22 protein-coding genes and 1 other RNA gene are annotated in these 25,429 nt (G+C 62.5%); 11 read left to right on the top strand and 12 right to left on the bottom strand.

The annotated features are described in order from the left end of the window. Window positions 1–7: 7 nt before the first annotated feature. Both NKJ64_RS00485 and NKJ64_RS00480 read right to left on the bottom strand, forming a co-directional pair. Window positions 8–1,606, bottom strand: coding sequence for a cisplatin damage response ATP-dependent DNA ligase (locus NKJ64_RS00485; RefSeq protein WP_352461745.1), 1,599 nt, complete (start codon window positions 1,604–1,606; stop codon window positions 8–10). A gap of 223 nt (window positions 1,607–1,829) precedes the next feature. Further along, window positions 1,830–2,840 carry a ligase-associated DNA damage response exonuclease gene (locus NKJ64_RS00480; protein ID WP_023712591.1) on the bottom strand — a complete coding sequence of 337 codons (1,011 nt, stop codon included), beginning with the start codon at window positions 2,838–2,840 and terminating at the stop codon, window positions 1,830–1,832. Window positions 2,841–2,945: 105 nt separating this feature from the next. Between NKJ64_RS00480 and NKJ64_RS00475 the strand changes: the two genes are divergently transcribed. Beyond that, on the top strand, window positions 2,946–3,878 hold the full coding sequence (locus NKJ64_RS00475; RefSeq protein WP_352461744.1) for a methyltransferase domain-containing protein: 933 nt from the start codon (window positions 2,946–2,948) through the stop codon (window positions 3,876–3,878). Window positions 3,879–3,982: 104 nt separating this feature from the next. Beyond that, entirely contained in the window at window positions 3,983–4,342 is a 360-nt protein-coding gene (locus NKJ64_RS00470) for a hypothetical protein (RefSeq protein WP_023682040.1), read from the top strand. Between the two features lie 12 nt (window positions 4,343–4,354). Here NKJ64_RS00470 and NKJ64_RS00465 read toward each other — a convergent pair whose 3' ends face one another. The 7 genes from NKJ64_RS00465 to NKJ64_RS00435 all read right to left on the bottom strand — a co-directional run bounded on the left by NKJ64_RS00465 (window position 4,355) and on the right by NKJ64_RS00435 (window position 13,914). Then, window positions 4,355–5,296 (bottom strand): 2-hydroxyacid dehydrogenase, encoded by a 942-nt coding sequence (locus NKJ64_RS00465; protein ID WP_023682039.1) that lies wholly within the window; start codon window positions 5,294–5,296, stop codon window positions 4,355–4,357. 19 nt (window positions 5,297–5,315) lie between these two features. Further along, entirely contained in the window at window positions 5,316–6,944 is a 1,629-nt protein-coding gene (locus NKJ64_RS00460) for an ABC transporter ATP-binding protein (RefSeq protein ID WP_023828460.1), read from the bottom strand. After that, the gene (locus NKJ64_RS00455; RefSeq protein WP_023682037.1) at window positions 6,941–8,080 is read right to left on the bottom strand and encodes an ABC transporter permease; all 1,140 of its coding nucleotides are present in this window, start codon (window positions 8,078–8,080) and stop codon (window positions 6,941–6,943) included. The genes NKJ64_RS00460 and NKJ64_RS00455 overlap by 4 nt, the downstream gene beginning before the upstream one ends. Beyond that, complete coding sequence (locus NKJ64_RS00450; protein ID WP_023828459.1) at window positions 8,080–9,177, bottom strand: microcin C ABC transporter permease YejB; 1,098 nt, start codon at window positions 9,175–9,177, stop codon at window positions 8,080–8,082. Before NKJ64_RS00450 ends, NKJ64_RS00455 begins: the two co-directional genes overlap by 1 nt. Window positions 9,178–9,351: 174 nt before the next feature. Continuing rightward, a complete protein-coding gene (locus NKJ64_RS00445; RefSeq protein WP_023828458.1) occupies window positions 9,352–11,220 on the bottom strand; it encodes an extracellular solute-binding protein in 1,869 nt (622 codons plus the stop codon). Further along, a complete protein-coding gene (locus NKJ64_RS00440) occupies window positions 11,220–13,097 on the bottom strand; it encodes an extracellular solute-binding protein (RefSeq protein WP_352461743.1) in 1,878 nt (625 codons plus the stop codon). Before NKJ64_RS00440 ends, NKJ64_RS00445 begins: the two co-directional genes overlap by 1 nt. Before the next feature lie 151 nt (window positions 13,098–13,248). Beyond that, window positions 13,249–13,914, bottom strand: a complete 666-nt coding sequence (locus NKJ64_RS00435) for a c-type cytochrome (protein WP_023669512.1) — start codon at window positions 13,912–13,914, stop codon at window positions 13,249–13,251. A 193-nt stretch (window positions 13,915–14,107) separates the two neighbouring features. Here NKJ64_RS00435 and NKJ64_RS00430 point away from each other — a divergent pair, with 193 nt between their 5' ends. Both NKJ64_RS00430 and NKJ64_RS00425 read left to right on the top strand, forming a co-directional pair. Further along, the gene (locus NKJ64_RS00430) at window positions 14,108–14,833 is read left to right on the top strand and encodes a 3-deoxy-manno-octulosonate cytidylyltransferase (protein WP_023696751.1); all 726 of its coding nucleotides are present in this window, start codon (window positions 14,108–14,110) and stop codon (window positions 14,831–14,833) included. A 53-nt stretch (window positions 14,834–14,886) separates the two neighbouring features. Next, window positions 14,887–15,750 (top strand): prephenate dehydratase, encoded by an 864-nt coding sequence (locus NKJ64_RS00425; protein ID WP_023696750.1) that lies wholly within the window; start codon window positions 14,887–14,889, stop codon window positions 15,748–15,750. Window positions 15,751–15,756: 6 nt separating this feature from the next. Here NKJ64_RS00425 and NKJ64_RS00420 read toward each other — a convergent pair whose 3' ends face one another. From NKJ64_RS00420 to NKJ64_RS00410, 3 genes are all read right to left on the bottom strand, one after another. Then, window positions 15,757–16,062: a Dabb family protein gene (locus NKJ64_RS00420; protein ID WP_352461742.1), complete on the bottom strand. Its 306-nt coding sequence runs from the start codon at window positions 16,060–16,062 to the stop codon at window positions 15,757–15,759. 75 nt (window positions 16,063–16,137) lie between these two features. Continuing rightward, a complete protein-coding gene (nudC, locus tag NKJ64_RS00415) occupies window positions 16,138–17,079 on the bottom strand; it encodes an NAD(+) diphosphatase (protein WP_352461740.1) in 942 nt (313 codons plus the stop codon). Between the two features lie 37 nt (window positions 17,080–17,116). Next, window positions 17,117–17,536: an HIT domain-containing protein gene (locus tag NKJ64_RS00410; protein ID WP_023682032.1), complete on the bottom strand. Its 420-nt coding sequence runs from the start codon at window positions 17,534–17,536 to the stop codon at window positions 17,117–17,119. 157 nt (window positions 17,537–17,693) lie between these two features. Between NKJ64_RS00410 and ffs the strand changes: the two genes are divergently transcribed. The 7 genes from ffs to NKJ64_RS00375 all read left to right on the top strand — a co-directional run bounded on the left by ffs (window position 17,694) and on the right by NKJ64_RS00375 (window position 25,429). Next, window positions 17,694–17,790: signal recognition particle sRNA small type (ffs, locus tag NKJ64_RS00405), an RNA gene on the top strand. 204 nt (window positions 17,791–17,994) lie between these two features. Continuing rightward, on the top strand, window positions 17,995–19,806 hold the full coding sequence (locus tag NKJ64_RS00400; protein WP_352461739.1) for a DNA polymerase III subunit gamma/tau: 1,812 nt from the start codon (window positions 17,995–17,997) through the stop codon (window positions 19,804–19,806). Window positions 19,807–19,837: 31 nt separating this feature from the next. Continuing rightward, on the top strand, window positions 19,838–20,161 hold the full coding sequence (locus tag NKJ64_RS00395) for a YbaB/EbfC family nucleoid-associated protein (RefSeq protein ID WP_023669519.1): 324 nt from the start codon (window positions 19,838–19,840) through the stop codon (window positions 20,159–20,161). Window positions 20,162–20,379: 218 nt separating this feature from the next. Then, window positions 20,380–21,348 (top strand): cell wall hydrolase, encoded by a 969-nt coding sequence (locus NKJ64_RS00390; protein ID WP_023818840.1) that lies wholly within the window; start codon window positions 20,380–20,382, stop codon window positions 21,346–21,348. Window positions 21,349–21,445: 97 nt separating this feature from the next. Continuing rightward, window positions 21,446–22,051 carry a recombination mediator RecR gene (recR, locus tag NKJ64_RS00385; RefSeq protein WP_023688760.1) on the top strand — a complete coding sequence of 202 codons (606 nt, stop codon included), beginning with the start codon at window positions 21,446–21,448 and terminating at the stop codon, window positions 22,049–22,051. Window positions 22,052–22,245: 194 nt separating this feature from the next. Beyond that, a complete protein-coding gene (locus tag NKJ64_RS00380; protein WP_352461897.1) occupies window positions 22,246–23,523 on the top strand; it encodes a lytic murein transglycosylase in 1,278 nt (425 codons plus the stop codon). A 262-nt stretch (window positions 23,524–23,785) separates the two neighbouring features. After that, a complete protein-coding gene (locus NKJ64_RS00375; protein WP_352461737.1) occupies window positions 23,786–25,429 on the top strand; it encodes an ABC transporter substrate-binding protein in 1,644 nt (547 codons plus the stop codon).

The raw sequence follows: 25,429 nt of genomic DNA, 5'->3' as shown, positions 1-25,429 counted from the left end.
GCGCCGCCTAGCGATCAAGCAGCGCCTGCAGCGTCTCGATGCGGTCGGCTTCGGCGGTCGGCTTGTCCCAGCGCAGCCGTGAGATGCGGGGAAATCGCATCGCAACGCCGGATTTGTGGCGGGTCGAACGGTTGAGACCTTCGAACGCCACCTCCAGCACCAGGCCTTGGCTGCGGTCGGCGCGCACCGAGCGCACCGGGCCGAAACGCTCTACCGTGTTGTCGCGGACAAATTTGTCGATCTGCTTCAGCTCCTCGTCGGTGAAGCCGAAATAGGCCTTGCCGACCGGCACCAGTTCCTCTGCGCCTTCCGGCCCCGACCAGACGCCGAACGTATAGTCGGAATAAAAGCTTGACCGCTTGCCATGGCCGCGCTGCGCATACATCAGCACAGCATCGACCGTGTGCGGATCGCGCTTCCACTTGAACCACGGGCCTTTCGGCCGTCCCGCGAGATAGGGCGAATCCCAGCGCTTCAGCATCACGCCTTCGATGATCGGGTGCGGCGGCGCGCGGCGCAGTTCCTCCAGCGTTTGCCAATCCGGGAATTCGACGAATGGCGACAGATCGAAACGGTGCGGGTCCAGCGTTGTGATGAAGGCCTCAAGACGGGCCCGCCGCTCGCGGAAAGGTAGCGCGCGCAAATCTTCGCCGTTGATCTGCAGCGCATCGTAGCAGCGCATGAACGCCGGGTATTGCTGCTGTATCTTCGGGGCCACGCTCTTGCGATTGAGCCGCTGTTGCAGGTCCGAAAACGTGCCGGTCGCCGCGGGCTCGCCGACCAGCAATTCACCATCGAGCGCGGCGGAAAAATCCATTGCCTGGGCGAGATCGGGAAATGCGCCGGACACATCGTCGCCGGTGCGCGAATAGAGCCGGCGCACGCCGCCCTCGCACACCGCCTGAACGCGGATGCCGTCCCATTTCCATTCCGCGGCATAGGCGGCCGGATCGAGCTTTTCGAGGTCGCCGTCGCCGACCGGGTTCGACAGCATCACCGGACTGAACAGGGCAAGTGCGGTCCGCTTCGGCTTCTCGGCCTTGCCTTCCAGCCACGCGAACAGCGAGATATAGGGCGGCGTCAGCCCGTGCCACAGCTCCTCGATCTCGGCGACATCGACCTTGCCGAAATCGGCCAGCGCCTGTTTGGCCAGCCGCGCCGAAACGCCGATGCGCAAGCCGCCGGTGACCAGCTTGATGATGGCAAAGCGCGCCGAAATGCCGGCGCTGTCGAGCAGCCCGGCCAGCACCTTGGGTCCGTCGGAGCGGCTCGCCGCCTGCAGCGTCGCCACGACGTCGCCAAGCGTCGGCTCCCGGTTGGGGATATGTCCCGGCGTTTGCGGCCAGACCAGCGACACGGTTTCAGCGAGGTCGCCGACATAGTCGTAGGAATAGCCGAACAGCACCGGATCCATGCGCTCGGTGACCAGCGTGCGCAGCATCGCCGGCTTGACCGCCGCAATGTTGAGGTCGCCGGTGATCGCCGCCAGCGCCAGCCCGCGGTCGGGGTCCTCGACGCTGCGGAAATAGTCGACGAGCAGCGTCAGCTTGCCATTGCGCGACGGCGTCAGCACCAAGCGGTCGAGGAGTTCGGCGAAACGGTTCATGCGTCGCCCCACGCCAATGGTGAAAACCGGCGCGAGGCACCCCCCTCTGGCCTGCCGGCCATCTCCCCCTCAAGGAGGAAGATCGGATGTCGCGCCGGCCTTGGCCAATCTCCGATATTGGCGGAGATGAGCCGGCATTGGAGCTGCCAATATGCCCCCTTGACGGGGAGATGTCCGGCAGGACAGAGGGGGGCGCAACGGGTCGCGGCGCTGGTGATCACCATCAATCGCCCTCGTCCTCATAGCCCACAAGGTGCAGTGGCCTGGCGGCGATGCCTTCCAGCTCGCACCAGCGCACCAGCGCTTCCTCGCGGCCATGCGTCACCCAGATTTCGCCGGCGCCCGTCTCCTTGACGGTGGCGGTCAGTTCGTCCCAGTCGGCGTGGTCGGAAATGATCAGCGGCAGTTCGACGCCGCCTTGCTTGGCGCGCTGGCGGATGCGCATCCAGCCCGAGGCGAAGCACGAGATCGGGTCGGGAAAGCGCCGCGCCCAGCGGTCGGCGAAGGCCGATGGAGGGCCGACAACGATGACCCCAGTGAAATCCTGCTTGCCGCCGCTGTCGACGGTTGCCGGCTCCAGCGTGCCGAGGTCGATGCCCTGGCTCTGGTAATATTCGCTGAGCTTGGCCAGCGCGCCGTGGATATAGATCGGCCTGTCATAACCGGCATCGCGCAGCAGCCGCATCACCCGCTGTGCCTTGCCCAGCGCATAGGCGCCGACCAGATGCGATCGCTCGGGAAACTGCGCCGCCGATTTGAGCAGCCGGGCGATCTCCTCCGTGTCGGGCGGATGGTGAAACACCGGCAGACCGAAGGTCGCCTCGGTGATGAAGACGTCGCATTGGACCGGTTCGAACGGTGCGCAGGTCGCGTCCTTCTGGCGCTTGTAGTCGCCGGAGGCGACGATGCGCCTGCCCTTGTGCTCGACCGCGATCTGCGCCGAGCCCAGCACATGGCCGGCCGGATGGAAGGTGACGCTGACATCGTTCAGCGCCATAGCTTCGCCAAGCACGGCCGCTTGCGTTGTCCCGGCAAAATCCTCGCCATAACGCAACCCCATAATGTCGAGCGTCTGCTGCGTCGCCAGCACCGAACGATGGCCGGATCGGGCATGGTCGGAATGGCCATGCGTGATCAACGCCCGGTTGACTGGCCGCACCGGGTCGATGAAGAAATCGCCGCATGGGCAATAAAGGCCTTCAGGCCGGGGATGGAGCAGGTCGCTGGCGCGCATCCAGTCAAGATAGTGGCTAATTCCAGCGCGGGAAGCCTGTTGCAAGAGACTGCTGACTCGGCCTACAGCCAGCCACCGGCCGCATCAGCCGGCGGGGCCATCGCCATGCAACCGCTGAAAATCTCGTCCGGCGACCTGACCGCCGACCGTCGCGCCGACTATGCCGAGATGCTTTTCGGGTCGGGCGAGCACGCGGCAGCGACGGAGCTGCTGCTCGGCGCGCTGGAACTGGCGCCGCAATGGGCGGCGGGCTGGTTCCGCCTGGGCGAGATGCAGGAGGCAACGGGGCTGCTCGACCTGGCGACGCAGGCCTGGGCGACGGTGCTGAAACTGGACCCGGCGGATCGCCTGGGTGCTGCGCTGAAGCTGCAGCTGATCGGCAAGGCGCCGGCTGCCGCAGCGCCACCCAGCGCCTTCGTCGAGACGCTGTTCGACCACTATGCCGAGACTTTCGAGGACTCGCTGGTCGACAAGCTCGGCTACCGGCTGCCGGAGTTTCTCGATCGCGCCATTCGCGCGGCAAGACCGGGCCGCTTTTCGCTGGCGCTCGATCTCGGTTGCGGCACCGGTCTGGTGGGCGAGAAACTGCGGCCGGTCGCCGAACGGCTGGAGGGCTACGACATCTCCGCCGCCATGCTGAAAAAGGCCCGCGCCAAGGGCGTCTACGACCTGCTCGCCAAGGCCGATCTGCAGCATTTCGCCTATGCCGGGCCGAAAGCCGATCTGGTGGCGGCGGCCGACGTGTTCATCTATGTCGGCGCGCTCGATCGCGTGGTGAAGACCGTCGCCGGCATTCTGGCCACCAATGGCCTGTTTGCCTTTTCCGTCGAAACGCCAGCCAAGGGCGGGGCGGGCGGCGACGCCGGTTTTGCGCTGCAGCCGTCTCGTCGCTACGCCCATTCTCAAGCCTATGTCGAGCGGGTGCTTGCCGCAAACGGCCTGTCGGTGCTGTCGATGCAGCCGACCGTCATCCGCTGGGATCGCCGCCAGCCGGTCGGCGGGCTTGCCGCGCTGGCGGTGCCCTCGTCCAAGGGTTGATGTCTCGTCTTGTTCGAAAACGTGAATAGGATTTTTGCGGCTGGCGCGGCATCAGGTAGGATACAAGCCGAGAAAAGCCCTCGGCAGGCATTGAGGAGGAACACATGCGCTGGAACATGATGGTCTTGGTGTCTTGCCTGGCAATGACCGGCTGCATGGGCAGTTCGATGTCGGAGCGGCAGGACCAGGACGTGCAATCGTCGCTGCAATATGACAACGTGGCTTGCGACCAGTTGCTGGCGCAGCGCAACGAACTGGCGCAGCAATACCATCTGTCGACGGACGCCAAGCCGAGCTTCTCCAATCCGGCGATGGGCTTCGGCCCGTTCACGCCGGATATGCGCTCCAAAAGCAAGCGCGATACTGATCTGGCAAGTGGCAAGATCGACGCCATGAACCGCTCGATCGTCCGCCGCGACTGCGGCACGCCCAACAAGCAGAAGAAGTTCAGTCTGCCGAGCTGAACCTGGACTTCCTCAGTACCCCGCCTTGCGGTCGACCACGTTATCAAGCTTTTCGCCGCGCTCGAAGGCATCCATCTGCCGCAACATGCTCGGCGCCAGGTGGACAGGGTCGGAGGTCGCCGCCGCGTGCGGCGTCACGAACACTTTCGGGTGACTCCATAGCGGACTGGTCTTCGGCAGCGGCTCGACCTCGAACACGTCGAGGCTCGCCTCCTTCAGCGTGCCGTCGCCCAGCGCGCGCAATATGTCGGCGTCCTTCTGCAGCCGGCCGCGCCCGGCATTGATCAGCACCGAGCCGCCGAGGCCGTTGCGCTTGCGCAATTCCTTCAGCACGCCGTAATTGATGATGCCGTGCGTATCCGGCGTCAGCGGCAGCAGCACCACCAGTATGTCGGTGGCGTTGAGGAAGGGGATCAGCCCGGCCTCTCCGGCATAGGTCGCAACGCCTTTCATGGCCTTGTCGCTGCGCGACCAGCCATTGACGGCAAAGCCGAGCGACAACAGCACCGACGCCGCGGCGCGGCCGAGATTGCCGAGCCCCATAATGCCGACCGAGATGTCGCCGGCCGGCCGCTGCGGCGGTTCGTGCCAGGTCTTCTTCGGCTGCTGGGCACGATAGAGCATGCCCTGGCGATGATGGTCGAGCACCCGCCAGACGACATATTCGGTCATGTATTGGGTGAGGTTGTCGGCTACCACTTTGACGATCGGCACATCGGGCAGGCCGGGATCGGCGAAGATATGGTCGACGCCGGCGCCGATCGAGAAGATTGCGCGTAGATTGGGCAGCGATTTCAAGAGGTTCGGCTTCTGCTTCCACACCACCGCATAGGTGATCGACGGATCCGAAGCGCCGTCCGGCTCCAGCACCACTTCGCGCTCGGCCGACAGCAGCTCGCGCCAGCGCTGCGGATGAAAGCCGGTGACGGCAAGCAGGATTTTGCCTTTTTCCATTTGCGGATTGTATTCCCTGTTATTCGCTGACGATACCGACCGGCGCCGTCTCGATCTTGAACGCGGCCGAGATCAGCGCCTTCGTATAGTCGGTCTGCGGCCGTTCGAAAATCTGTTCGGAAGGGCCGGCTTCGACGATCTTGCCATTGCGCATGACGATGACGTCATTGGCAAGGGCGCGAATGACTTTCAGATCGTGGCTGATGAACAGATAGGCAAGGTCGTGCCTGGCCTGCAGATTGCGCAAGAGGTCGACCACCTGTGCCTGCACGCTCATATCGAGCGCCGAGGTCGGTTCGTCCAGCATGACGAAGCGCGGATTGAGCACCATGGCGCGCGCAATGGCGACGCGCTGGCGCTGGCCGCCGGAGAATTCATGCGGATAGCGGTTCCTGGTCGCCGGATCGAGCCCGACCTCCTTCAGCACGGCGACGACCTTGTCGTCGCGTTGGTCGGGCGACAGCTTCGGCTCGTGGATCTTCAAGCCTTCCTCGATGATCTCCGAGACCGACATGCGCGGGCTGAGCGAGCCGAACGGGTCCTGGAAAACGATCTGCAACTCGCGGCGCAGCGGCCGCATGGCGTTGAAGGAAAGCTGGTTGATGTCGCTGCCATTGAACTGGATGGTGCCGGTCGATGAGATCATCCGCGCCAGCGCCAGCCCGAGCGTCGTCTTGCCGGAGCCGGATTCGCCGACGACGCCTAGCGTCTGGCCGGCGCGTACGGTGACGTCGATTCCGTCAACAGCCTTCACATTGTCGACGGTGGTGCGAAAGAAACCCTTTTTGATCGGGAACCAAACCTTGATGTCCTTGCCGGTCATAACCGGTTTGGCGGCGTCGTTGGCGGCCGGCGGCTTGCCCTTCGGCTCGGCGGCCAGCAGGTGCTTGGTATAAGCGTGCTGCGGGTTGGCGAAGATGTCCCTGGTCGGCCCGGTCTCGACGATCTTGCCTTTGGTCATCACGCAGACGCGGTCGGCGATCTTTCTGACAATGCCGAGATCATGGGTGATGAACAGCATTGACATGCCCTTGCGGCTCTTCAGCCCCGCCAGCAATTCGAGGATCTGCGCCTGGACAGTGACGTCGAGCGCCGTCGTCGGCTCGTCGGCGATCAGCAGTTCAGGCTCGTTGGCCAGCGCCATGGCGATCATGACGCGCTGGCGTTGGCCGCCGGACAGCTGGTGCGGATAGGCGTTGAGCCGCTTCTCCGGTTCGCGTATGCCGACCTCGTTGAGCAGCGCCAGCGTGCGCGCCTTGGCCTCGCGGTCGCCCATGCCCTGGTGCAGCGCCAGGATCTCGACGATCTGCTGCTCGATCGTGTGCAGCGGATTGAGCGAGGTCATCGGCTCCTGGAAGATCATGGTGATCTTGTTGCCGCGCACGCTGCGCAACTGCTTTTCGTTCATCGCCAAAAGGTCGGCGCCCTGGAACAGGATCTTGCCCGAGGGATGGCTGGCCGTCGGGTAGGGCAGAAGCTTCAGCACCGACAGCGCCGAGACCGATTTGCCGGAACCGGATTCGCCCACAAGCGCCACCGTCTCGCCCTTGGCGAGGTCGAAGGAGATGTGGTCGACGGCGGTCGACTCGTTGCCGCCTTGGGTGAAGGCAACGCTGAGATCGCGGACGGAGAGCAGGAGTTCGCTCATCGGAACGCCTTGCGCGGGTCGAAGGCATCGCGCGTTGCTTCACCGATGAACACCAACAGCGACAGCATCAGCGAGATGACGATGAAGCCCGATATACCGAGCCAGGGGGCATTGAGGTTACTCTGCGCCTGTTTTAGCAGTTCACCGAGCGACGCGGTGCCGGGCGGCAGGCCGAAGCCGAGATAGTCGAGCGAGGTCAGTGTCGAGATCGAGGCGCTGACCAGGAAAGGCATGAAGGTCAGCGTCGCCACCATGGCATTAGGCAGAAGATGGCGCAGCATGATGGTGCGGTTGGACACACCAAGCGCGCGGGCCGCGTTGACATATTCGAAGTTGCGTGCGCGCAGGAATTCGGCGCGCACCACGCTGACAAGCGACGTCCAGGAGAACAGCAGCATCAGCCCGAGCAGGATGAAGAAGCCCGGCGGCAGGATGGCGGCGACGATCAGCAGCAGATACAGCAGCGGTATCGCCGACCAGATTTCTATGAAGCGTTGAAAGAGAAGGTCGGTCCAGCCGCCGAAATACCCTTGCAGCGCGCCGGCGGCGACGCCGATAACCGACGAACCCGCAGTCAGGATCAACCCGAACAGCACGGAAATCCTAAACCCGTAGATGATGCGCGCCAGCACGTCGCGCGCCTGGTCATCGGTACCCAGCCAGTTCCAGTTGCCGACAATGCAGTCAGGATCGGCAGCGCCTTGCGGATATTGGCTGCATCGCCTCTGCGCGTCGTATTCCCATGACGGTTTTGCGGGAGCGGCGTCGGGGATCGCATTGTTGACGGTGCGATAGGAATAGCGGATTGGCGGCCAGATCATCCAGCCATTGGCGTTGATCTCGTCGCGGATGACCGGGTCGCGATAGTCGGTGACGGCGTAGAAGCCGCCGAATTTTTCCTCGGGGTAGGCGACCGCCACCGGGAACAGGATCTCGCCTTTGTAGTAGGCGACGATCGGCCTGTCGTTGGCGATCAGTTCGGCAAACAGCGACAGCACGAACAGAGCGAGGAATATCCACAACGACCAGTAGCCGCGCCGGTTGGCCTTGAAGTTCTGCCAGCGCCGCTTGTTGAGCGGCGACAGCCAGGGGCGGGCGATCCTTGTCGGTGTGATCTCGGCTGCAGCCTGCGTCATCAGACGTCTCTCCGCTCGAAATCGATGCGCGGATCGACCCATGTGTAGATCAGGTCGGACAACAGCGTCACGAACAAACCAAGCAGCGAAAATATATAGAGGTTGGCGAACACGACCGGATAGTCGCGCGCCAACACGGACCTGAAACCGAGCAGCCCGAGACCGTCGAGGGAAAAGATGTTCTCGATCAAAAGCGAGCCGGTGAAGAAGGCCGAGATGAAGGCCGCTGGAAAGCCGGCAATGACGATCAGCATTGCGTTGCGGAACACATGTCCGTAAAGCACCCGCCGCTCCGACAGGCCCTTGGCACGGGCCGTCACCACATAGTGTTTGCGTATCTCTTCCAGGAAGGAGTTCTTGGTCAGCAGCGTCGTCGTCGCGAAGGCCGACAGCACCAGCGCCGTCAGCGGCAAGGTCATGTGCCAGAAATAATCGACGATCTTGTCGGGCCACGACAATTGGTCCCAATTGTCGGAGACGATGCCGCGCAGTGGGAACCAGTCCCAGAAGGAGCCGCCCGCGAACAGCACCATCAGCAATATGCCGAACAGGAAGGCCGGTATGGCATAGCCGACGATGATCACGCCGCTGGTCCAGACGTCGAAGGCGGAGCCGTCCTTGACCGCTTTGCGGATGCCAAGGGGGATCGAGATCAGATAGGACAACAGCGTGATCCACAGCCCAAGCGAGATCGACACCGGCATCTTCTCCAGGATCAGGTCAAGAACCGAGATGTCACGGAAATAGCTGTCGCCGAAATCGAAGCGGGCATAGTTCCACAGCATCATGACGAAGCGTTCGAGCGGTGGTTTGTCGAAGCCGAATTGCTTTTCCAGCTTCTTGATGAATTCCGGATCGAGCCCTTGCGCGCCGCGATACTTCGAGCCGACGTCACCGGCCACATCGAAATTGCCGCCGCCTCCTGCATCGCCTCCGCCGCTGCCGAGGCGGTCGCTGCCGCCCTGGTTGGTCAGGCTGGCGATGACCTGCTCGACCGGTCCACCCGGTGCGAATTGAGTGACGACGAAAGCAACCGCCATGATGCCGAACAGGGTCGGTATCATCAGCAGGATACGGCGCAGTATGTAGGCGCCCATCAGCTTTCACCCTCCCCCTTGTGGGGAGGGTCGATCCGCGAAGCGGGGCGGGGTGGGGGTAGTCTCGATCCGGCGTACGCCGTCACACCCCCACCCCGGTTCGCCATTCGCGCTGCGCACGAAGTGCTCACCGACCCTCCCCACGAGGGGGAGGGTAAAGTGCCGCGCAACAGCCTACCCTTTGCCAATTTTTGCCGCCTTGCCCTTGTCGACCCACCACAGCGCTTCGACCGGGAAGTCGAAATCGGGTTTCCGCTCGGGAAAACCGAACATGTCCCAATAGGCGCTTCGATGATTCGCCAGGAACCAACTTGGAATCCAATCCCGCCGTGCACGCAAGACCCGGTCGAGCGCGCGCATGGCAATTGTCAGGCCTTCGCGATCCTTGGCGGCGCCCGCGGCGTCAACCAGGGCGTCGATGGCCGGGCTCGACGTTCCCGGCAGATTGCGAGAGCCCGATACGGTAGCTGCTCGCGAATGGAAAATGGTTTCGAGGTCGTCACGGGTTGGCGTCGCCGGAAACGAGGCCGCGACCGAGACGAGGTCGTAGTCGAACGAATTCTGCCGCAGCTGATATTGCGCGGCATCCACCAGCCGGATCGAGGCATCGATGCCGACCGCCTTCATGTTTTCGACCCAGGGCGAGTAGACCTGCTCGAAGACTTCGTCGTCGACAAGAAACTCTGCGGACAACCGACCACCCTTGTCGTTCACGACGAAATTGCCGGACCGTTTCCAGCCGGCCTCGGCCAGAAGCTTGGCCGCCTTGCCAAGCAACTGCCGGTCGCGGCCGGAGCCGTTCGACGCGTCCTGGACCACGGCTTCGCCAAAAGCCTCGGCGGGAATCTGGTCGCGCAGCGGTTCGAGGAGAGCCAATTCCCTAGGCGAGGGCACGCCTTCGGCGCGAAAATCGGATTGCTCGAAGCAGGATTGCGAGCGCTCATAGGAACCGTAAAAGAAATTGCGCCGCGTCCATTCGAAGTCGAAGCAGAGCCCGATCGCCTGCCGCACGCGCGAGTCGCGAAACTGCTCGCGCCGCTGGTTGACGGCGGTGCCCTGCATCGAAGGCACCGTTTCGGCCGGGAATTCGTGCTTCACCACCTTGCCGGCAGTGAAGGCTGGGAAGTCGTAGCCGGTCGCCCAGACGCGCGAGGTGAATTCCTCCCTGTAGAGGATTTCTCCCTTCTTGAACGCTTCGAAGGCAACGCTACGGTCCTGATAGAACTCAACGCGGATCCGCTGAAAATTGCTCTGGCCGCGATTGACCGGCAGGTCGCTGCCCCAATAATCAGCCACACGCTCATATTCGATCCAGGCCCCTGCCGACCAGCGACCGACCTTGTAGGCGGCTGACCCCAACGGCGGGTTCATCTGCGAGGAATCGAACGGGTTGGTCGTGTAGAAAGCCTTCGACAGGACCGGGAACTCGACGACGTTGAGGATGGTGCGGCTTGTCTGCTTGCCGGAAAACCTAAGCTGCAGCGTGTGGGCATCCACGGCAATCGCGTCATCCAGATGCGTTAGCGGCAGGGAATAGTACGGGTGCCCCTTGTCCTTGAGCAGCTTGAAGGTGAAGGCGCCATCCTCGGCGGTCAATGGCGTGCTGTCATGGAAGCGGGCCTGCGGGCGCAGCGAGAAGGTGAAGTCGTTGCGGTCGTCGGAAATCGTCACGCCGTCAGCGATCAGCCCGTAAACGGCGTCAGGTTCGTCGTACGCTCTCACCATCAGTGAATCGAAGCACATCTCCGTGCGCTGGGGCGAATCGCCTTTGGGAACGAACGAATTCAGCGTGTTGAAGGTCAGCGGCGTCTGGTTGGCAAGCCAGTTGCGCGGCAGGAAGTTGAAGACGCCACCTTGCGGCGCATCGACATTGACATAGTCGAAATGAGTGAAGTCCGGCTTGTATTTGAGGTCGCCGAAAGCCGACAGTCCATGCAGTTTCACGCCGGTTGGGCTGGCGGCGAAAGCCTTGCCCGGCAGCAGCGCAGCAACGGCCGCGGCGCCACTGAGGGCCAGGAAATCGCGGCGAGGGAGCCCCGCCATCAATTGCTGCCCTTGTACTTGGCGGCCAGGGCCTTTTCCTTGTCCGCATCGATCCACCAGGAATCGATATCGGCGCCACGGTAGCCGGGCTGCTTTTCCGGGATGCCGAACTTGTTCCAGTAAGCCAGCCACACAACGGCGCGGTAGTATTGCGGCACCACATAGTAATTCCACAGCAGCACGCGATCGAGCGCATGGGTGGTGGCGACGAGGTCATCGCGATCCGTGGCAAAAATGATGCGGTCGACAAGGGCGTCAACGACCGGGTTCTTGATGCCGGAATAATTGCGCGATGCCGGTGTGTCGGCGGCCTTGGAGCTCCAGAAATCGCGCTGCTCGTTGCCGGGCGATTCCGACTGTTGGAGCTGTCCTGTGATGACGTCGTAATCGAATTTTCTGACGCGGTTGGTGTACTGGCTCGGGTCGACGATGCGCAGTGTCGCATCGACGCCGATCTTGCGCAGATTGGCGATCCAGGGGCTGGAAATGACCTGGTCGGTTTCATTCGAGCCTAGGATTTCAAACTTGAATGGCTCGCCGGTCTTGGCGTTGACCATCTTGCCGCCCTTGATCACCCAGCCGGCCTGGGCGAACAGGTCGACCGCCTGCTTCAGATATTTGCGCTCCGCCTGCGGCGAATCGTAGACCGGCAACTTGAATTCCTGGGTGAATACTTCCGGCGGCAGCTTGTCGCGGTACTTCTCCAGGATCTCCAATTCCTTGCCTTGCGGCAGGCCGCTCGAGGCCAGTTCCGTGCCCTGGAAATAGCTGTGGGTGCGAGTGTTGAAACCGAAGAACAGCGTGCGGTTCATCGATTCGAAATCGAACGGGTAGGTGAGCGCGGCCCTGACCAGACGATCGGCAAACAACCTATGTCTCTGGTTGAGCATGAAAGCCTGCATCGGCTCGGGCGAGGTGGTCTTGAACTCCTGCTTGATCACATCGCCGGCCTTGATCGCCGCGAAATCATAAAATGTCGCCCAGCGCTTCGAGCTGTTTTCCGGCTTGATATCGTCGAGGCCACCTTTCTTGAACGCCTCCCAGGAGGCGTTGTCGTCAAGAATGTAGGTAAAGTGCTGCGTGTCGAAATTCTCCCGACCGATTTTCACAGCCAGCTTGGCGCCCCAATAGTCGGGGACGCGCTGCCAGACGATTTCCGACCCCGCCTTGAAGCTGGCGATCTTGTATGCAGCCGAGCCCAGCGGCGGCTCCAGCGTCCCCTTGGTGATGTCGCGCTTCTTGCCATTGGCGTCGGTGCCTTCCCACCAATGCTTGGGCAGCACGACAAGGTCGCCGAGGATCTTGGGCAGTTCGCGATTGCCCTTCTGGTCGAAGTAGAACTCGACCTCACGGTCCGAGACAGCGACGGCGTCGGTGACGTTTTCGAAATAGCGGCTGTACATCGGGCTGTTGGCCTTCAGCACCTGGAACGACCAGATCACGTCGTCAGTGGTGATCGGCTGTCCGTCATGCCATTTCGCCCGTGGGTCGAGCCGGTAGGTGGCCGAGGAATAGTCGGTAGGGTACTTGTAGGCATCGGCGATGAGCGGGTGGCTGACGCTGCCTTCGTCAGTCGCCTGGTCCATCAGCGTGTCGTAGAGCAGGCCGCCGCCAAATGGCTGCAGGCCGGCCGCCGGCGATCCCTGAACGATATAGGGATTGAAGCTGTCGAACGTGCCGGAAACGACCGAATTGTAGGTACCGCCCTTCGGTGCATCCGGATTCACATAATCGTAGCGCTGGAAGTTCTCGCCATATTTGGAGGGGCCGATCAGCGAAGAGGTGGTGTGCCATTCCTGGGGGAAGGATGCCTGCAGGCCGCCTGCGAGGGCGCCCACAACCAGAAAGGACCTCAGAAGCGTTCGGCCAACCGTCATGCGTTCTCCTCGTCGCGATGCCCGGCAATCCTAAATGATTTGACGCCGGTGAAAACCGCCATGCGGCGGCTTTGTCGCCGCATATGCGATTTTCCTAACAAAAAGCCGGGCTGAACCCGGCTTTTTTGAGGTCATGGAGATGACAATTCGGTTATTTGGCGGGCGCCGGTGCCGGCGTCGCAGGGGCTGGAGCTGCACCTTCAGCCGGCTTGGCCGGAGCGGCACCCTCGGCCGGCTTGGCCGGCGCCGTTGCATCGGCGGCGGCACCTGGCGTCGGCAGCGGCTTCGGGCTATCCGACAGCGTGCGCAGATAGGCAATGACGTTGGCGCGGTCCTCGTCCTTCGGCAGGCCGGCAAAGCCCATCGCCGTGCCCTTCACGAATTTCTTCGGCGAGGTGATGAAGTGGTTGAGATTGTCATAGGTCCACTTCTCGGCGCCGCCCTTGGAAAACTCTTTCATGCCGGCCGAATAGGCAAAGCCCTCATGCTCGGCGACGGGGCGGTCGACGATGTCCCAGAGATCCGGGCCGACCTTGTTGGGGCCGCCTTTTTCGCCGGAATGGCAGGCCTGGCATTTCTTAAAGACGGCCGCACCTTGCTCGACATTGGCGGTGGCCAAAAGGTCGGCGATCGGCTTCGCCTCTGCTGCGGGTCCGGCGGCGCCGCCTTCGGCAGGCTCCGTCGCCTCGATGGCAAAGCCGGGTTTTTCCGGCGCCGGCGAGGCAAACAGGGCGTCGGACACCAAACCGACCGAGAAGACGACGAAACAGGTTCCAAGCAACCCGGCGAGCAGTTTGTTGACTTCGTTGGAATCCATACGCCCCAGGGCTCCCTTTTCCGGCGGACCTCTCCGTCCACTCCGTCCGTCGGTATCGTGACCCACCCCGTCGAGCCGGTCAAATCGGGCGGAAACTAGGTCTTTTGCTTGGGCGTTGCAACACCTATAAGGGCGCTTCCAGTGAGACCTTTTGCCACTTTCCCCATCCTCTTTCGAACGCCTTGCAACCTCGATGTCCACCCTCATCCTGATCCCGGCCCGCATGGCCTCGACGCGCCTGCCGGGCAAGCCGCTGGCCGACATAGCCGGCGCGCCGATGATCGTCCATGTCGCCCGCCGCGCCGCTGAGGCTGGGCTTGGCCGGGTGGTGGTGGCAACCGACACGCGCAGCGTGGCCGAAGCGGTGCGCGCGCACGGTTTCGAGGCGGTGATGACGCGCACCGACCACGAATCCGGCTCCGACCGTATCTTCGAGGCGCTGACCGCCCTCGACCCCGATCGCAAGGTCGAAACCATCGTCAATGTGCAGGGCGACCTGCCGACCATCGATCCCAAGATCATCGGTGCGGCGCTGAAACCGTTCGAGGACGCTGCGGTCGACATCGCCACGCTCGGCGTCGAGATCGTCCGCGACGAGGAAAAGGCCAACCCCAACGTCGTCAAGATCGTCGGTTCGCCGTTGTCGGCGACGCGGCTGAAGGCGCTCTATTTCACCCGCGCCACCGCGCCCTGGGGCGAGGGGCCGCTCTATCACCATGTCGGCCTTTACGCCTATCGGCGCTCAGCCCTCGAACGCTTCGTCGCGCTAAAACCGTCGCCGCTGGAGCGGCGCGAGCGGCTGGAGCAGTTGCGGGCGCTCGAGGCCGGTATGCGCATCGATGCCGAGATCGTGCAATCGCTGCCGCTCGGCGTCGACACGCCGGAAGACCTCGAACGCGCCAGACAAATTCTTTGCTGAGAAGACAAATTCTTTCCTGACACCGCAGATCCTTTCAAACCTGAGATATCGGCATGCCTGACAAGACCAACAGAATAGCCTTCCAGGGCGAACCGGGCGCCAATTCCGACACCGCCAGCCGCAACATGTTCCCTTCCATGGAGCCGTTGCCGTGCCCCACCTTCGAGGATGCCTTCAACGCGGTCGAGACCAACAAGGCCGACCTCGCCATGATCCCGATCGAAAACACCATCGCCGGCCGCGTCGCCGACATCCATCATCTCTTGCCGGAATCGAAACTCCACATCGTCGGCGAATATTTCCTGCCGATCCATTTCCAACTGATGGTGCTGCCCGGCGTCAAACGCGAAGAGATCAAGACCGTGCACAGCCATATCCATGCGCTGGGACAGTGCCGCAAATACATCCGCAAGAATGGCTGGAAGCCGGTGATTGCCGGCGACACGGCGGGTTCGGCGAAGCTGGTCTCCGAGCTCAAGGACCGCAGCATGGCCTCGCTGGCGCCTGCGCTCGCCGCAGAACTCTATGGCCTCGACATCATCGAGAAGAATGTCGAGGACACGGACTCGAATGTCACCCGCTTCGTCGTCCTGACCAAGGACAAGCGGTTGGCCGAACGGCCCTCGGCCGACACCAAGATGATGACGACCTTCATGTTCCGTGTCCGCAACGTGCCGGCTGCGCTCTACAAGGCAATGGGCGGTTTCGCCACCAACGGCGTCAACATGACGAAGCTGGAGAGCTATCAACTGGGCGCCTTCACCGCGACGCTGTTCTACGCCGATATCGAGGGCCATCCCGACGATCCACTGGTCAAGCTGGCGCTGGACGAACTGCGCTTCTTCTCGCGCGAAGTGCGCATTCTGGGTGTCTATCCCGCCAGCGAGTCGCGCGAGCAGTGGAAGGTCGCGGACTAAGGTTCCCTAAACCAGCAGGGTCAGCGGCACATAGTCGATTTCCATGAAGGTTTCGACTTCCGGGATCCAGCGGTCGCGCACGAAGGCAACGTGGTCGGCATGCTCGTTATATCTGGTGTAGGCGGCCTGATCGACGAACTCCATCGAGAAGCCGAAGTGGTAGTCGTTCTTCGGGCTGACTTGCCGCAGCGGCTCGAAATGGGTGACGCCCTTGATTGCGCTGAGAATGCGCTTGGCATCGGAGAGGAACCGCTTTTCCTCCAGCGAGTACTGCGGGTGCTTCAGGGTGAAAACCACGGTGTGACGGATCATTTTTTGCTCCCGTTAAGCAATTCCAGGAAAAGTGTGAAGCGGTTTTCCGTCCGGAATTGCGTAAAATAACAAGTCTTATTCGCTGTCGACCCAGGCGCGGATCAGATGATGCGCGATCGCGCCTTTCGGCGGCGTGACCAGATTGTCCTTGTGCGTCCTCTCCAGCATGGAACGCACCTCGTCGCGAAAAAACCAGCGGCAATCTTCCAACTCGTTGAGATCGGCCTGGATGTCGTCATTGAGCGGTTCGCCGAAACAGCCGATCATCAGCGAATAGGGGAACGGCCAGGGTTGGCTGGCATGGTAGACGACGCGGCCGAGCCGGATGCCGGCTTCCTCCAGCGTTTCGCGGCGCACCGCCGCCTCGATCGTCTCGCCCGGCTCGATGAAGCCGGCAAGCGCCGAGTACATGCCGGGCCCGAAATGCCGGCCGCGGCCGAGCAGGCATTTTTCCCGCGTCGCCGTCAGCATAATCGCCACCGGATCGGTGCGTGGAAAGTGCTCGGTGCCGCAATTTGGGCAATGGCGCTTGTAGCCGCCGGCCCGCATTTGCGATTCATGGCCGCATTTGCTGCAGAAGCGATGGGTGGCATGCCAGGCAAGCAGGGCGGCGCCTTGCGCCAGCGCGCCCGCTGCCGCCTCGTCGATCAGCCTCTGCATATAGACCGAGCGATAATCGATCGCCTTCATGGTCTCCGGCAGCTGTTCGGGATCGAGGCCGACCGGCACGGCAAGTACCGGGCCGCTCTCGGCAAAGCCAAGCAGCACGCCTTGTGCGAGTGATGGCTGCAGCTTCTGGCTCTCAGCCAGATCGAACCAAGGGTCGAAGCTGCCATCGTGCAATTTCAGATACAGCCGTCCGCCATGCATCGGCAAAAGACGTGCCGAGGGATCGGCCAACGCCTTTTCGACGGAATCGTCGGCGCGGTTCTCGGATTGCCGATCAATCGTATTTCCGGCGAAGCCGACGAACTGGCTCGGTTCGCGCAAGGGCGCGTCAAAAAGGCGAAAGGTCATGGAAGCTCGAACGTCTAGGAATGGACACAGGCGGCGCTTATAGCGCCGCCTTGATCTGTTGCGCAAACTGGCGGATGCCTGAACGCTCATAGGGCTCGCGCATGCCGTGCCCCCACACCGGCCCCGGCCAGCCCGGATCGCCTTCCGAGCGGGCGATGACGTGGACATGCAATTGCCGAACGATGTTGCCGAGCGCGCCGGTGTTGATCTTGGTGCAGCCCGTGGTTCTTTTCAGCGCCTGCGCCACCATGTTGGTTTCGAAGGTCAACATCGCCTGGTCGAGCGGCGTCATGTCGTGGATTTCTTCGGCCCCCGGCCGCTGCGGCACCAGGACCAGCCATGGCCAGCGGCTATCGTTCATCACCCTGAGCTCGCACAGGCCGAGCCACATCAGCTGCTCGCTATCCGCCTCCAGCCTGGAGTCGAGCGTGAATCCGGCCTTGAGGCCCGGTAGCATTGGCGTTTCCCTTGCGCTTCTCGCATTATTCCCAAACTCATGACGCTAGAGCGGCTGCACGGGGGCTGCAAGCGATTCATTGAGCGGCGGAGTTCAAGGGCATCCGATTCTCAATGCACCCTTGCATTTGATCGCTGAATTGCCGATATGGAACGCGGGAGGTTGGTGGTGGACGATCCACTCGCCAACCGGGTCAGGTCCGGAAGGAAGCAGCCCTAACGAGCCCGGAACGGGTCATTGTTCCAGCCTCCCACCTCATCGGCCCCTCTCGCGACATTGACGACGCATTGCAGCGCGGGCGAGACTATTGGAGCAATTCGAGGGAAAGTGTGAGCGGTTTCCCGTCCGGAATTGCGTCAAAGCAAAGGGTAGAGCGGTTTGCCGTTTCAGAAAACGGTGAAACGATCTAGCAGGAATCGGCTACGCTGAGACGCGGCCTTTTGGAGCTTTACGGGCGAATGAGCGAAGCCGGAAATTCGGACCCCGAAACCCTGGAGAAGCAAAAGGCCGTCGCCTATCGCGTGCTGGCGCGCAAATATCGTCCGTCGAATTTCTCCGAACTGATCGGCCAGGAGCCGATGGTCCGCACTTTGACCAACGCTTTCTCCACAGGCCGCATCGCCCAGGCCTGGATGCTGACCGGCGTGCGCGGCGTCGGTAAGACCACGACGGCGCGCATCCTGGCGCGGGCGCTCAACTACAAGACGCCGACCGTCGACCATCCCTCGGTCGACCTCGCCCTCCTGGGCGAGCACTGCCAGGCGATCATGGAAGGCCGCCATGTCGACGTCATCGAGATGGACGCCGCGTCGCATACCGGCATCGACGACATCAGGGACATTATCGAGCGCGTGCGCTACGCCCCGGTGTCGGCGCGCTACAAAGTCTACATCATCGACGAAGTGCACATGCTCTCCACCCAGGCCTTCAACGGCCTGCTGAAGACGCTGGAAGAGCCGCCGCCGCACGTCAAATTCATCTTTGCCACCACCGAAATCCGCAAGGTGCCGATCACCGTGCTGTCGCGCTGCCAGCGTTTCGACCTGAGACGCATCGATGCCGGCGCGCTGGTCGCGCATCTCGCCTCGATTGCCGGCAAGGAAGGCATATCGGTCGACGACGACGCGCTGGCGATGATCGCGCGCGCCGCCGAAGGCTCGGCCCGCGATTCGCTCTCCATCCTCGACCAGGCAATCGCCCATGGCGGCGGCGCCGTCAGCGCCGAAGCGGTGCGCGCCATGCTGGGTCTCGCCGACCGCGCCCGCATCGTCGACCTGTTCGAACATGTCATGAAAGGCGATGTGGCGGCCGCCCTTGCCGAATTCCGCAACCAGTACGACACCGGCGCCGATCCGGCTGCCGTGCTGACCGATCTGGCCGAATTCAACCACCTCGTCACCCGGCTGCGCTTCGTGCCGACGGCTGCCGACGACGCTTCCCTGTCCGAGGATGAGCGCCGCCGCGGCGCCGACTTCGCCAGCACGCTGTCGGTCAAGGTTCTGTCGCGAACCTGGCAGATGCTCTTGAAAGGCATTCCCGAGGTGCAGTCGTCCAACCGACCGGTCAGCGCCGGCGAGATGGTGCTGATCCGGCTGGCGCATGCCGCCGACCTGCCGACGCTGGACGAGGCGCTGAAATCTCTGGAGAGCGGCGCTCCGGCGTCCGGTGGTGCGTCACGCCCGAATGGTGCGCCGGTAAATGCCGGCAATGGGGGCGGCGCCAGCGCGGTAGCGCAGACCCGGATGCCGTCCGGGCCAGCCGGTGCGCAAACCATGCGATTGGTCGACGCGCCCCCGGTCGCCTTTGTCGCGCCTCCGCAGCCGGTCGTGGAGCCGCAATCGCCGCCGCTGAAATCGCTGGCCGATATTGTCGCTCTTGCCGACGCGCAGCGTGACATCGCCTTCAAGGTGCTGGTCAAGAGCTGTATTCGCCTGGTGCGCATCGAGCCCGGCCGTATCGACGTCGGCCTGACCGCCGATGCGCCCAAGATGCTGCTCAACGACTTGACCACGAAGCTGCGGGCCTGGACCGGCCGCAACTGGCTGGTGTCATTGTCGAAGGAAGAGGGCGGCCAAACGCTGGCCGAGATGGAATCGACCAGGCGCGAGACTGCTTTCTCCGACGCGAAAAGCGATCCGGCTGTGGCCGCCATCCTGGCCCGCTTTCCCGGCGCCAAGATCATCGACGTGCGCATTCCCGACGCGCCGGAAGTCGACACCGACAAGGCCGAAGCGCCGGTCGAGCCGCCGTCCGACGACGACGAAACCTGACCATAGCCACGAATCCGCAAAGGACCCGACCATGAAAGATCTTCTCGGCCTGATGGGCAAGGCGAAGGAAATGCAGGCCAAGTTCCAGGCCATGCAGGACGAGATCGCGACGATTGAAGCAAGCGGGCAGGCGGGCGGCGGGCTGGTCAATGTCACGCTGACCGGCAAGTTCGAAATGAAGTCGCTGAAGATCGATCCGTCGCTGTTCAAGGAGGATGAGGTCGAGATTCTCGAAGACCTGCTGCTGGCCGCTCACAATGACGCCAAAAATAAGGTCGAGCAGATTATGCAGGAGAAGACCAAGGCGCTGACGGCAGGCTTGCCGATCCCGCCCGGAATGAAATTGCCGTTCTGAGCCGGCTCCAACCAGTTAATTGATTATGAAGGGAAATCGGCTGCGGAGGCTGTTGTTAAGACTTTCTCCGGCTTTGCTCACGCGGACATATCCGGGCATTTATAAAGTTTTACCTATGCTGCACGAAAGCTAATCCTTTAGCCATCTTTTTGCCTTTAAGAGTCTCATTCTTGCCACATCTCGGGGCGGGCTGGCATCTGGACAATGAGGCATTTTTGTTGATCGCGACGCGATGGAAGACGCCGCTTCTGCTCGGCATCATCTTCTCCCCTATGTTCCTGGCCGGTTGCAGCCAGACCACGTCTTCGCACGGCCTGTCGGTCGCCAGCCTGACCGACGCCATCACGCCCAGCTTCCTTTCGACGCGCGCCTACCGCAACACGCCGAAGGAGAAGGAATGCCTGGAGCGGGCGATGTTCTTCGAGTCCAACCGCTCGAGCCGTGACGGCATGATCGCCGTCGGCACGGTGGTGATGAACCGGCTGCGCTCCGGCAATCATGGCAGCACCATTTGCCAAGTGGTTGGCGAACCGGGCCAGTTCGCGCCCGGCGTGATGACGCGGGCGATGAATTCGAAAGCGATGCCCGATGTCGAGGAGGCCGCCGATGCGGTGCTCAAGGGCGAGCGCAAGGCCAAGCTGAAGAACACGATGTACTTCCACACCGCCGGCCTGAGGTTCCCCTACAAGAACATGCATTACACCATGGTTGCCGGCGGCAACGCCTTCTACGAGAAGCGCGGCCGCAACTGGCAGCCGCTGCCGGATGAATCCACGACCATGGTTGCCTCGGGGACGCCGCGCGCGCCTGTGCCTGAAGCGCCGGTGCAGGTTGCCTACGCCGAGCCGGTGGTGAAGACCATTGTCCGTCCAGATACCGCCAAGCAGGCCGCGGCGGTTCGCGCAGCCAAGGCGACACGTGCCCCGGCCGAGCAGACCTATGTGACGGCTTCCGCGGCGCCCGCCAAGAGCGCCCGCGTCGCCGCCAAGCAGACGGAGGTGGCGATGCAGGAGCCGATGGCCGAGCCGGATGCCTCGCGTTTCGGCGGCACGCTGAACGCCCGCTACGTCACCTCGGTGCCATCGGCGACGCAGGAAGCGTCGATGGGCTTCCAGTCGACGCCTGAGAACACCGACGCTATCGGCGCAATGATCGTCGATCAAACCCGGCCGCTCTCAGCCTACTGACCCCTAAAACAGTTTCCGAGCCCGCCATGGCAGCATGGCGGGCTCGGTGCGAATGCGGCATGTTTCAAAGCGAGCGGAAAAATCCTAGATCAGTGCGATGTCGAAGCGAATCGCCGGCCCCGAGATCGAACGCCTGATCCAGCTCCTGGCCAAGGTCCCGGGACTAGGGCCGCGTTCGGCCAGGCGTGCGGCACTGCACCTCATCAAGAAGAAGGAGCAGCTTTTGTCGCCGCTCGCCGCCGCCATGGCTGAAGCCGCCGACAAGGTGCGCATCTGCACGACCTGCGGCAACGTCGATACCTCCGACCCTTGCATGATCTGCACCGATCCGCGCCGCGATGCCTCGACGCTGATCGTCGTCGAGGATGTCTCCGATCTCTGGGCGCTGGAGCGGGCGGCGGCCATGAATGTGCGCTACCACGTGCTCGGCGGCACGCTGTCGCCGCTCGACGGCATCGGTCCCGAACAGCTCAACGTGCGCTCGCTCGTCGACCGCGTTGCCGGCGGTGAGGTGAAGGAGGTGATCCTTGCCGTCAATGCCACCGTCGAGGGCCAGACGACGGCGCATTATCTCACCGACCAGCTCTCGGGCTTCGAGGTCAAGGTGACACGACTTGCCCATGGCGTGCCGGTTGGCGGCGAGCTTGATTATCTGGATGAGGGGACGCTGGCGGCGGCCTTGCGCTCGCGTACGGCGTTTTGACGCAATTGGCGGGCAGGATGTGCGACATGAAAGCTTCGCATTCTTCGAGGTTTGCGCCAAACACCCCCCTCTGTCCTGCCGGACATCTCCCCCTCAAGGGGGGAGATTGGCTGTCGCTTCGGTTTTCGCCTACCACCTGCGTTGAAAGAAGAATGCCGTCCGAGAAGCTGCTGATCTCCCCCCTTGAGGGGGAGATGTCCGGCAGGACAGAGGGGGGTGTGAGGGAACGCAAGCCTCCAAGGCTGCTACTATTTTCATTCCTTGCGGCTCTGCTCGCCCTCCTCCTCATCTCCCCCGCCTCCGCCGCCAAAATCGATGACCAGTTCCGCGCCTGGCTGCAAACCGATCTCTGGCCCGAAGCCCAGACCAAAGGCATCTCCAAATCCACCTTCGACGCCGCTTTCGACGGCGTGAAGCCGAACCTCAAATTGCCCGACCTCGTCCTGCCCGGCGAGAAACCCAAAACCCCGCAAAAACAGCATCAGGCCGAGTTCGGTTCGCCCGGCGCCTATTTCGCCGAAAAGACGGTGCGCGCCGTCACGTCAGGTGGGCGCACGCGCGAGGCGGCCAACGCCAGGACGCTGGCTGCGATCGAAAAGCGCTACGGTGTCCCGGGCGAGATACTGTTGGCGATCTGGGGCCGCGAGACCGGCTTCGGCGCGGCGAAAATGCCCTACGACGCTTTCGAAGTGCTCGGCACCAAGGCCTTCATGTCGACCAAGAAAGACTTCTTCCGCACCGAAGTGCTGGCGGCGCTCGAGATCGTCGAGCATGGGTTGGCGCCGGTCGGCGCCATGAAATCGTCCTGGGCCGGCGCGCTCGGCCAGCCGCAATTCATGCCGACCTCGTTCCTGAAGCACGCCGTCGACTACGACGGTGACGGCCACCCCGACATCTGGAATTCGACGCCGGACGTGCTGGCCTCGATCGCCAACTATCTCGTCCACTATGGCTGGGTGAAGGGGCGTGGCTGGGGTTTCGAGGTGACGGTTCCGGAAAGCGTTTCCTGCTCGCTCGAAGGTCCCGACCAGGGCAAGAAGATCTCAGCCTGGGTGGCGATGGGAATCAGCCGCGTCGGCGGCAAAGCCTTTCCGGCCAACGAACTGAAGGCGGAAGGGTTCCTTTTGATGCCGGCCGGACGCAGCGGTCCGGCCTTCATCGCCACGCCCAATTTCTACGTGCTGAAACAGTACAACACCAGCGACCTCTACGCCCTGTTCATCGGCCATGGCGCTGACCGCATTGCCCATGGCGATGCTGATTTCGTCGGCAGCTGGGGTGCGGTTGGCGGCCTGCATCGTTCCGACATCGCCGCGCTGCAACGGGCGCTGGAGGCCAAGGGCTACGATGTCGGCAGCGCCGACGGCCTGCCCGGCTTTAAGACCCGCCGCTCGATCGGCTCCTGGCAGGAAAAGAACGGCCGCCCCGCCACCTGCTTCCCCGACGCCGATCTGGTTGCTGCCATCAAGTAACACCGAAAAGAGCAGAATTTTCCCCATCGGCGGCTGCAATTGGCTCGCCCATGCTTCGACGCGCACAGCATATTCCGATCCAGTATGCCGGCTCGCAAAATGCCCGTTGCCGGTTGGAGGGCTGCCGGATAGGGTGTTGACCAACTGGAAAAAAATCAACACGGTATGGGTCTAACGGTCGTCCTCCGGCCGCGAAAAAGATTACTGCAGCCCTGAGCCGGGAACTCGGGGTCAACAATCAACAAAACAGGGAACAATCATCATGATGATGGAAAAGTTTGCTCTACGTTCGCGCGTCTGGCTCGCAGGTGCTGCCATGTCCGCTCTGCTCATTGGCGTCGCGCCTGCCTTCGCTGTGACACCCGCCGATACGCTGGTCGAAGGTTTTGCCATCGACGACATCATCTCCATGGATCCGGGCGAAGCGTTCGAGCTGTCGACCGCCGAAGTCACCGGCAACACCTATGATCTGCTGGTCCGCCTCGACCTCAGCGACACCTCCAAGGTCAAGGGCGACCTTGCCGAGAGCTGGACCGTTTCCGACGACGGCCTGGTCTATACGTTCAAGCTCAAGCCCGGCCTAAAGTTCGCTTCGGGCAATCCACTGACCGCCGCCGATGTCGCCTATTCCTTCGAGCGCGCCATCAAGCTGGACAAGCCGCCGGCATTCATCATCAACCAGTTCGGCATCAGCGGCGACAACGTCGCCGACAAGGCCAAGGCCGTCGACGACAGCACCTTCCAGTTCACCGTCGACAAGGCCTATGCGCCGAGCTTCGTGTTAAACTGCCTATCGGCAACGGTCGCTTCGGTCGTCGACGCAAAACTGGTCAAGGAACATGTCGCCGCGGTGACGCCGAGTGCCGACTACAAATGGGACAACGATTTCGGCAACGCCTTCCTGAGGACCGGTTATGCCGGCTCCGGCGCCTACAAGCTGCGCGAATGGCGGGCCAATGAGGTCGTCGTGCTCGAGCGCAACGACAATTACAATGGCGAGAAGGCCAAGCTCGCCCGCGTCATCTACCGCAACATGAAGGAAAGCTCGGCACAGCGCCTGGCGCTCGAAGCAGGCGACATCGACGTTGCCCGCAACCTCGAGCCGAACGATCTCGACGCCATCGCCAAGAATGCCGATCTCACCACGACCAGCGCGCCGAAGGGCACGGTCTTTTACATCAGTCTCAACCAGAAGAATCCGAACCTCGCCAAGCCCGAGGTTCGCCAGGCGTTCAAATATCTGGTCGACTACGATGCGCTGAGCACGACCATCCTCAAGGGCATTGGCGAGATCCACCAGACCTTCCTGCCCAAGGGCGTGCTGGGCGAACTGGACGAAAATCCGTTCAAGTTCGACGTCGCCAAGGCCAAGGAACTGCTGACCAAGGCCGGCCTGGCCGACGGCTTCAGCGTAACCATGGATGTACGCACGGGACAGCCGACAACGGGCATGGCGGAATCGATCCAGCAGACGCTTGGCCAGGCCGGCATCAAGCTGGAAATTATCCCCGGCGACGGTAAGCAGACGCTGACCAAATACCGCGCCCGCAATCATGACATCTATATCGGCCAGTGGGGCCAGGACTATTTCGATCCGAACTCCAACGCCCAGACCTTTGCCTCAAACCCGGACAATTCGGATGAAGGCAAGACCAAGACGCTGGCCTGGCGCAATGCCTGGGACATCCCGGACCTGACAAAGCAGACCGAAGCAGCCTTGCTGGAGAAGGATGCCGGCAAGCGCGCCGATATGTACAAGAGCCTTGAAAAGACGATCCTCGACACCAGTCCCTTCGTCATCATCCACCAGCAATTGGAAGTGGCAGGCCTGCGCAAAAACCTGAAAGGCTTTGCGCTCGGTCCGAGCTTCGACACCAACTTCGTCGGCCCGGTCTCCAAGGAATAG

The sequence above is a fragment of the Mesorhizobium sp. M0062 genome (assembly GCF_040323125.1).
Classification (GTDB): domain Bacteria; phylum Pseudomonadota; class Alphaproteobacteria; order Rhizobiales; family Rhizobiaceae; genus Mesorhizobium.
Note: the sequence above shows the minus strand (reverse complement) of the source record. Positions and strands in the feature narration are given on the sequence as shown.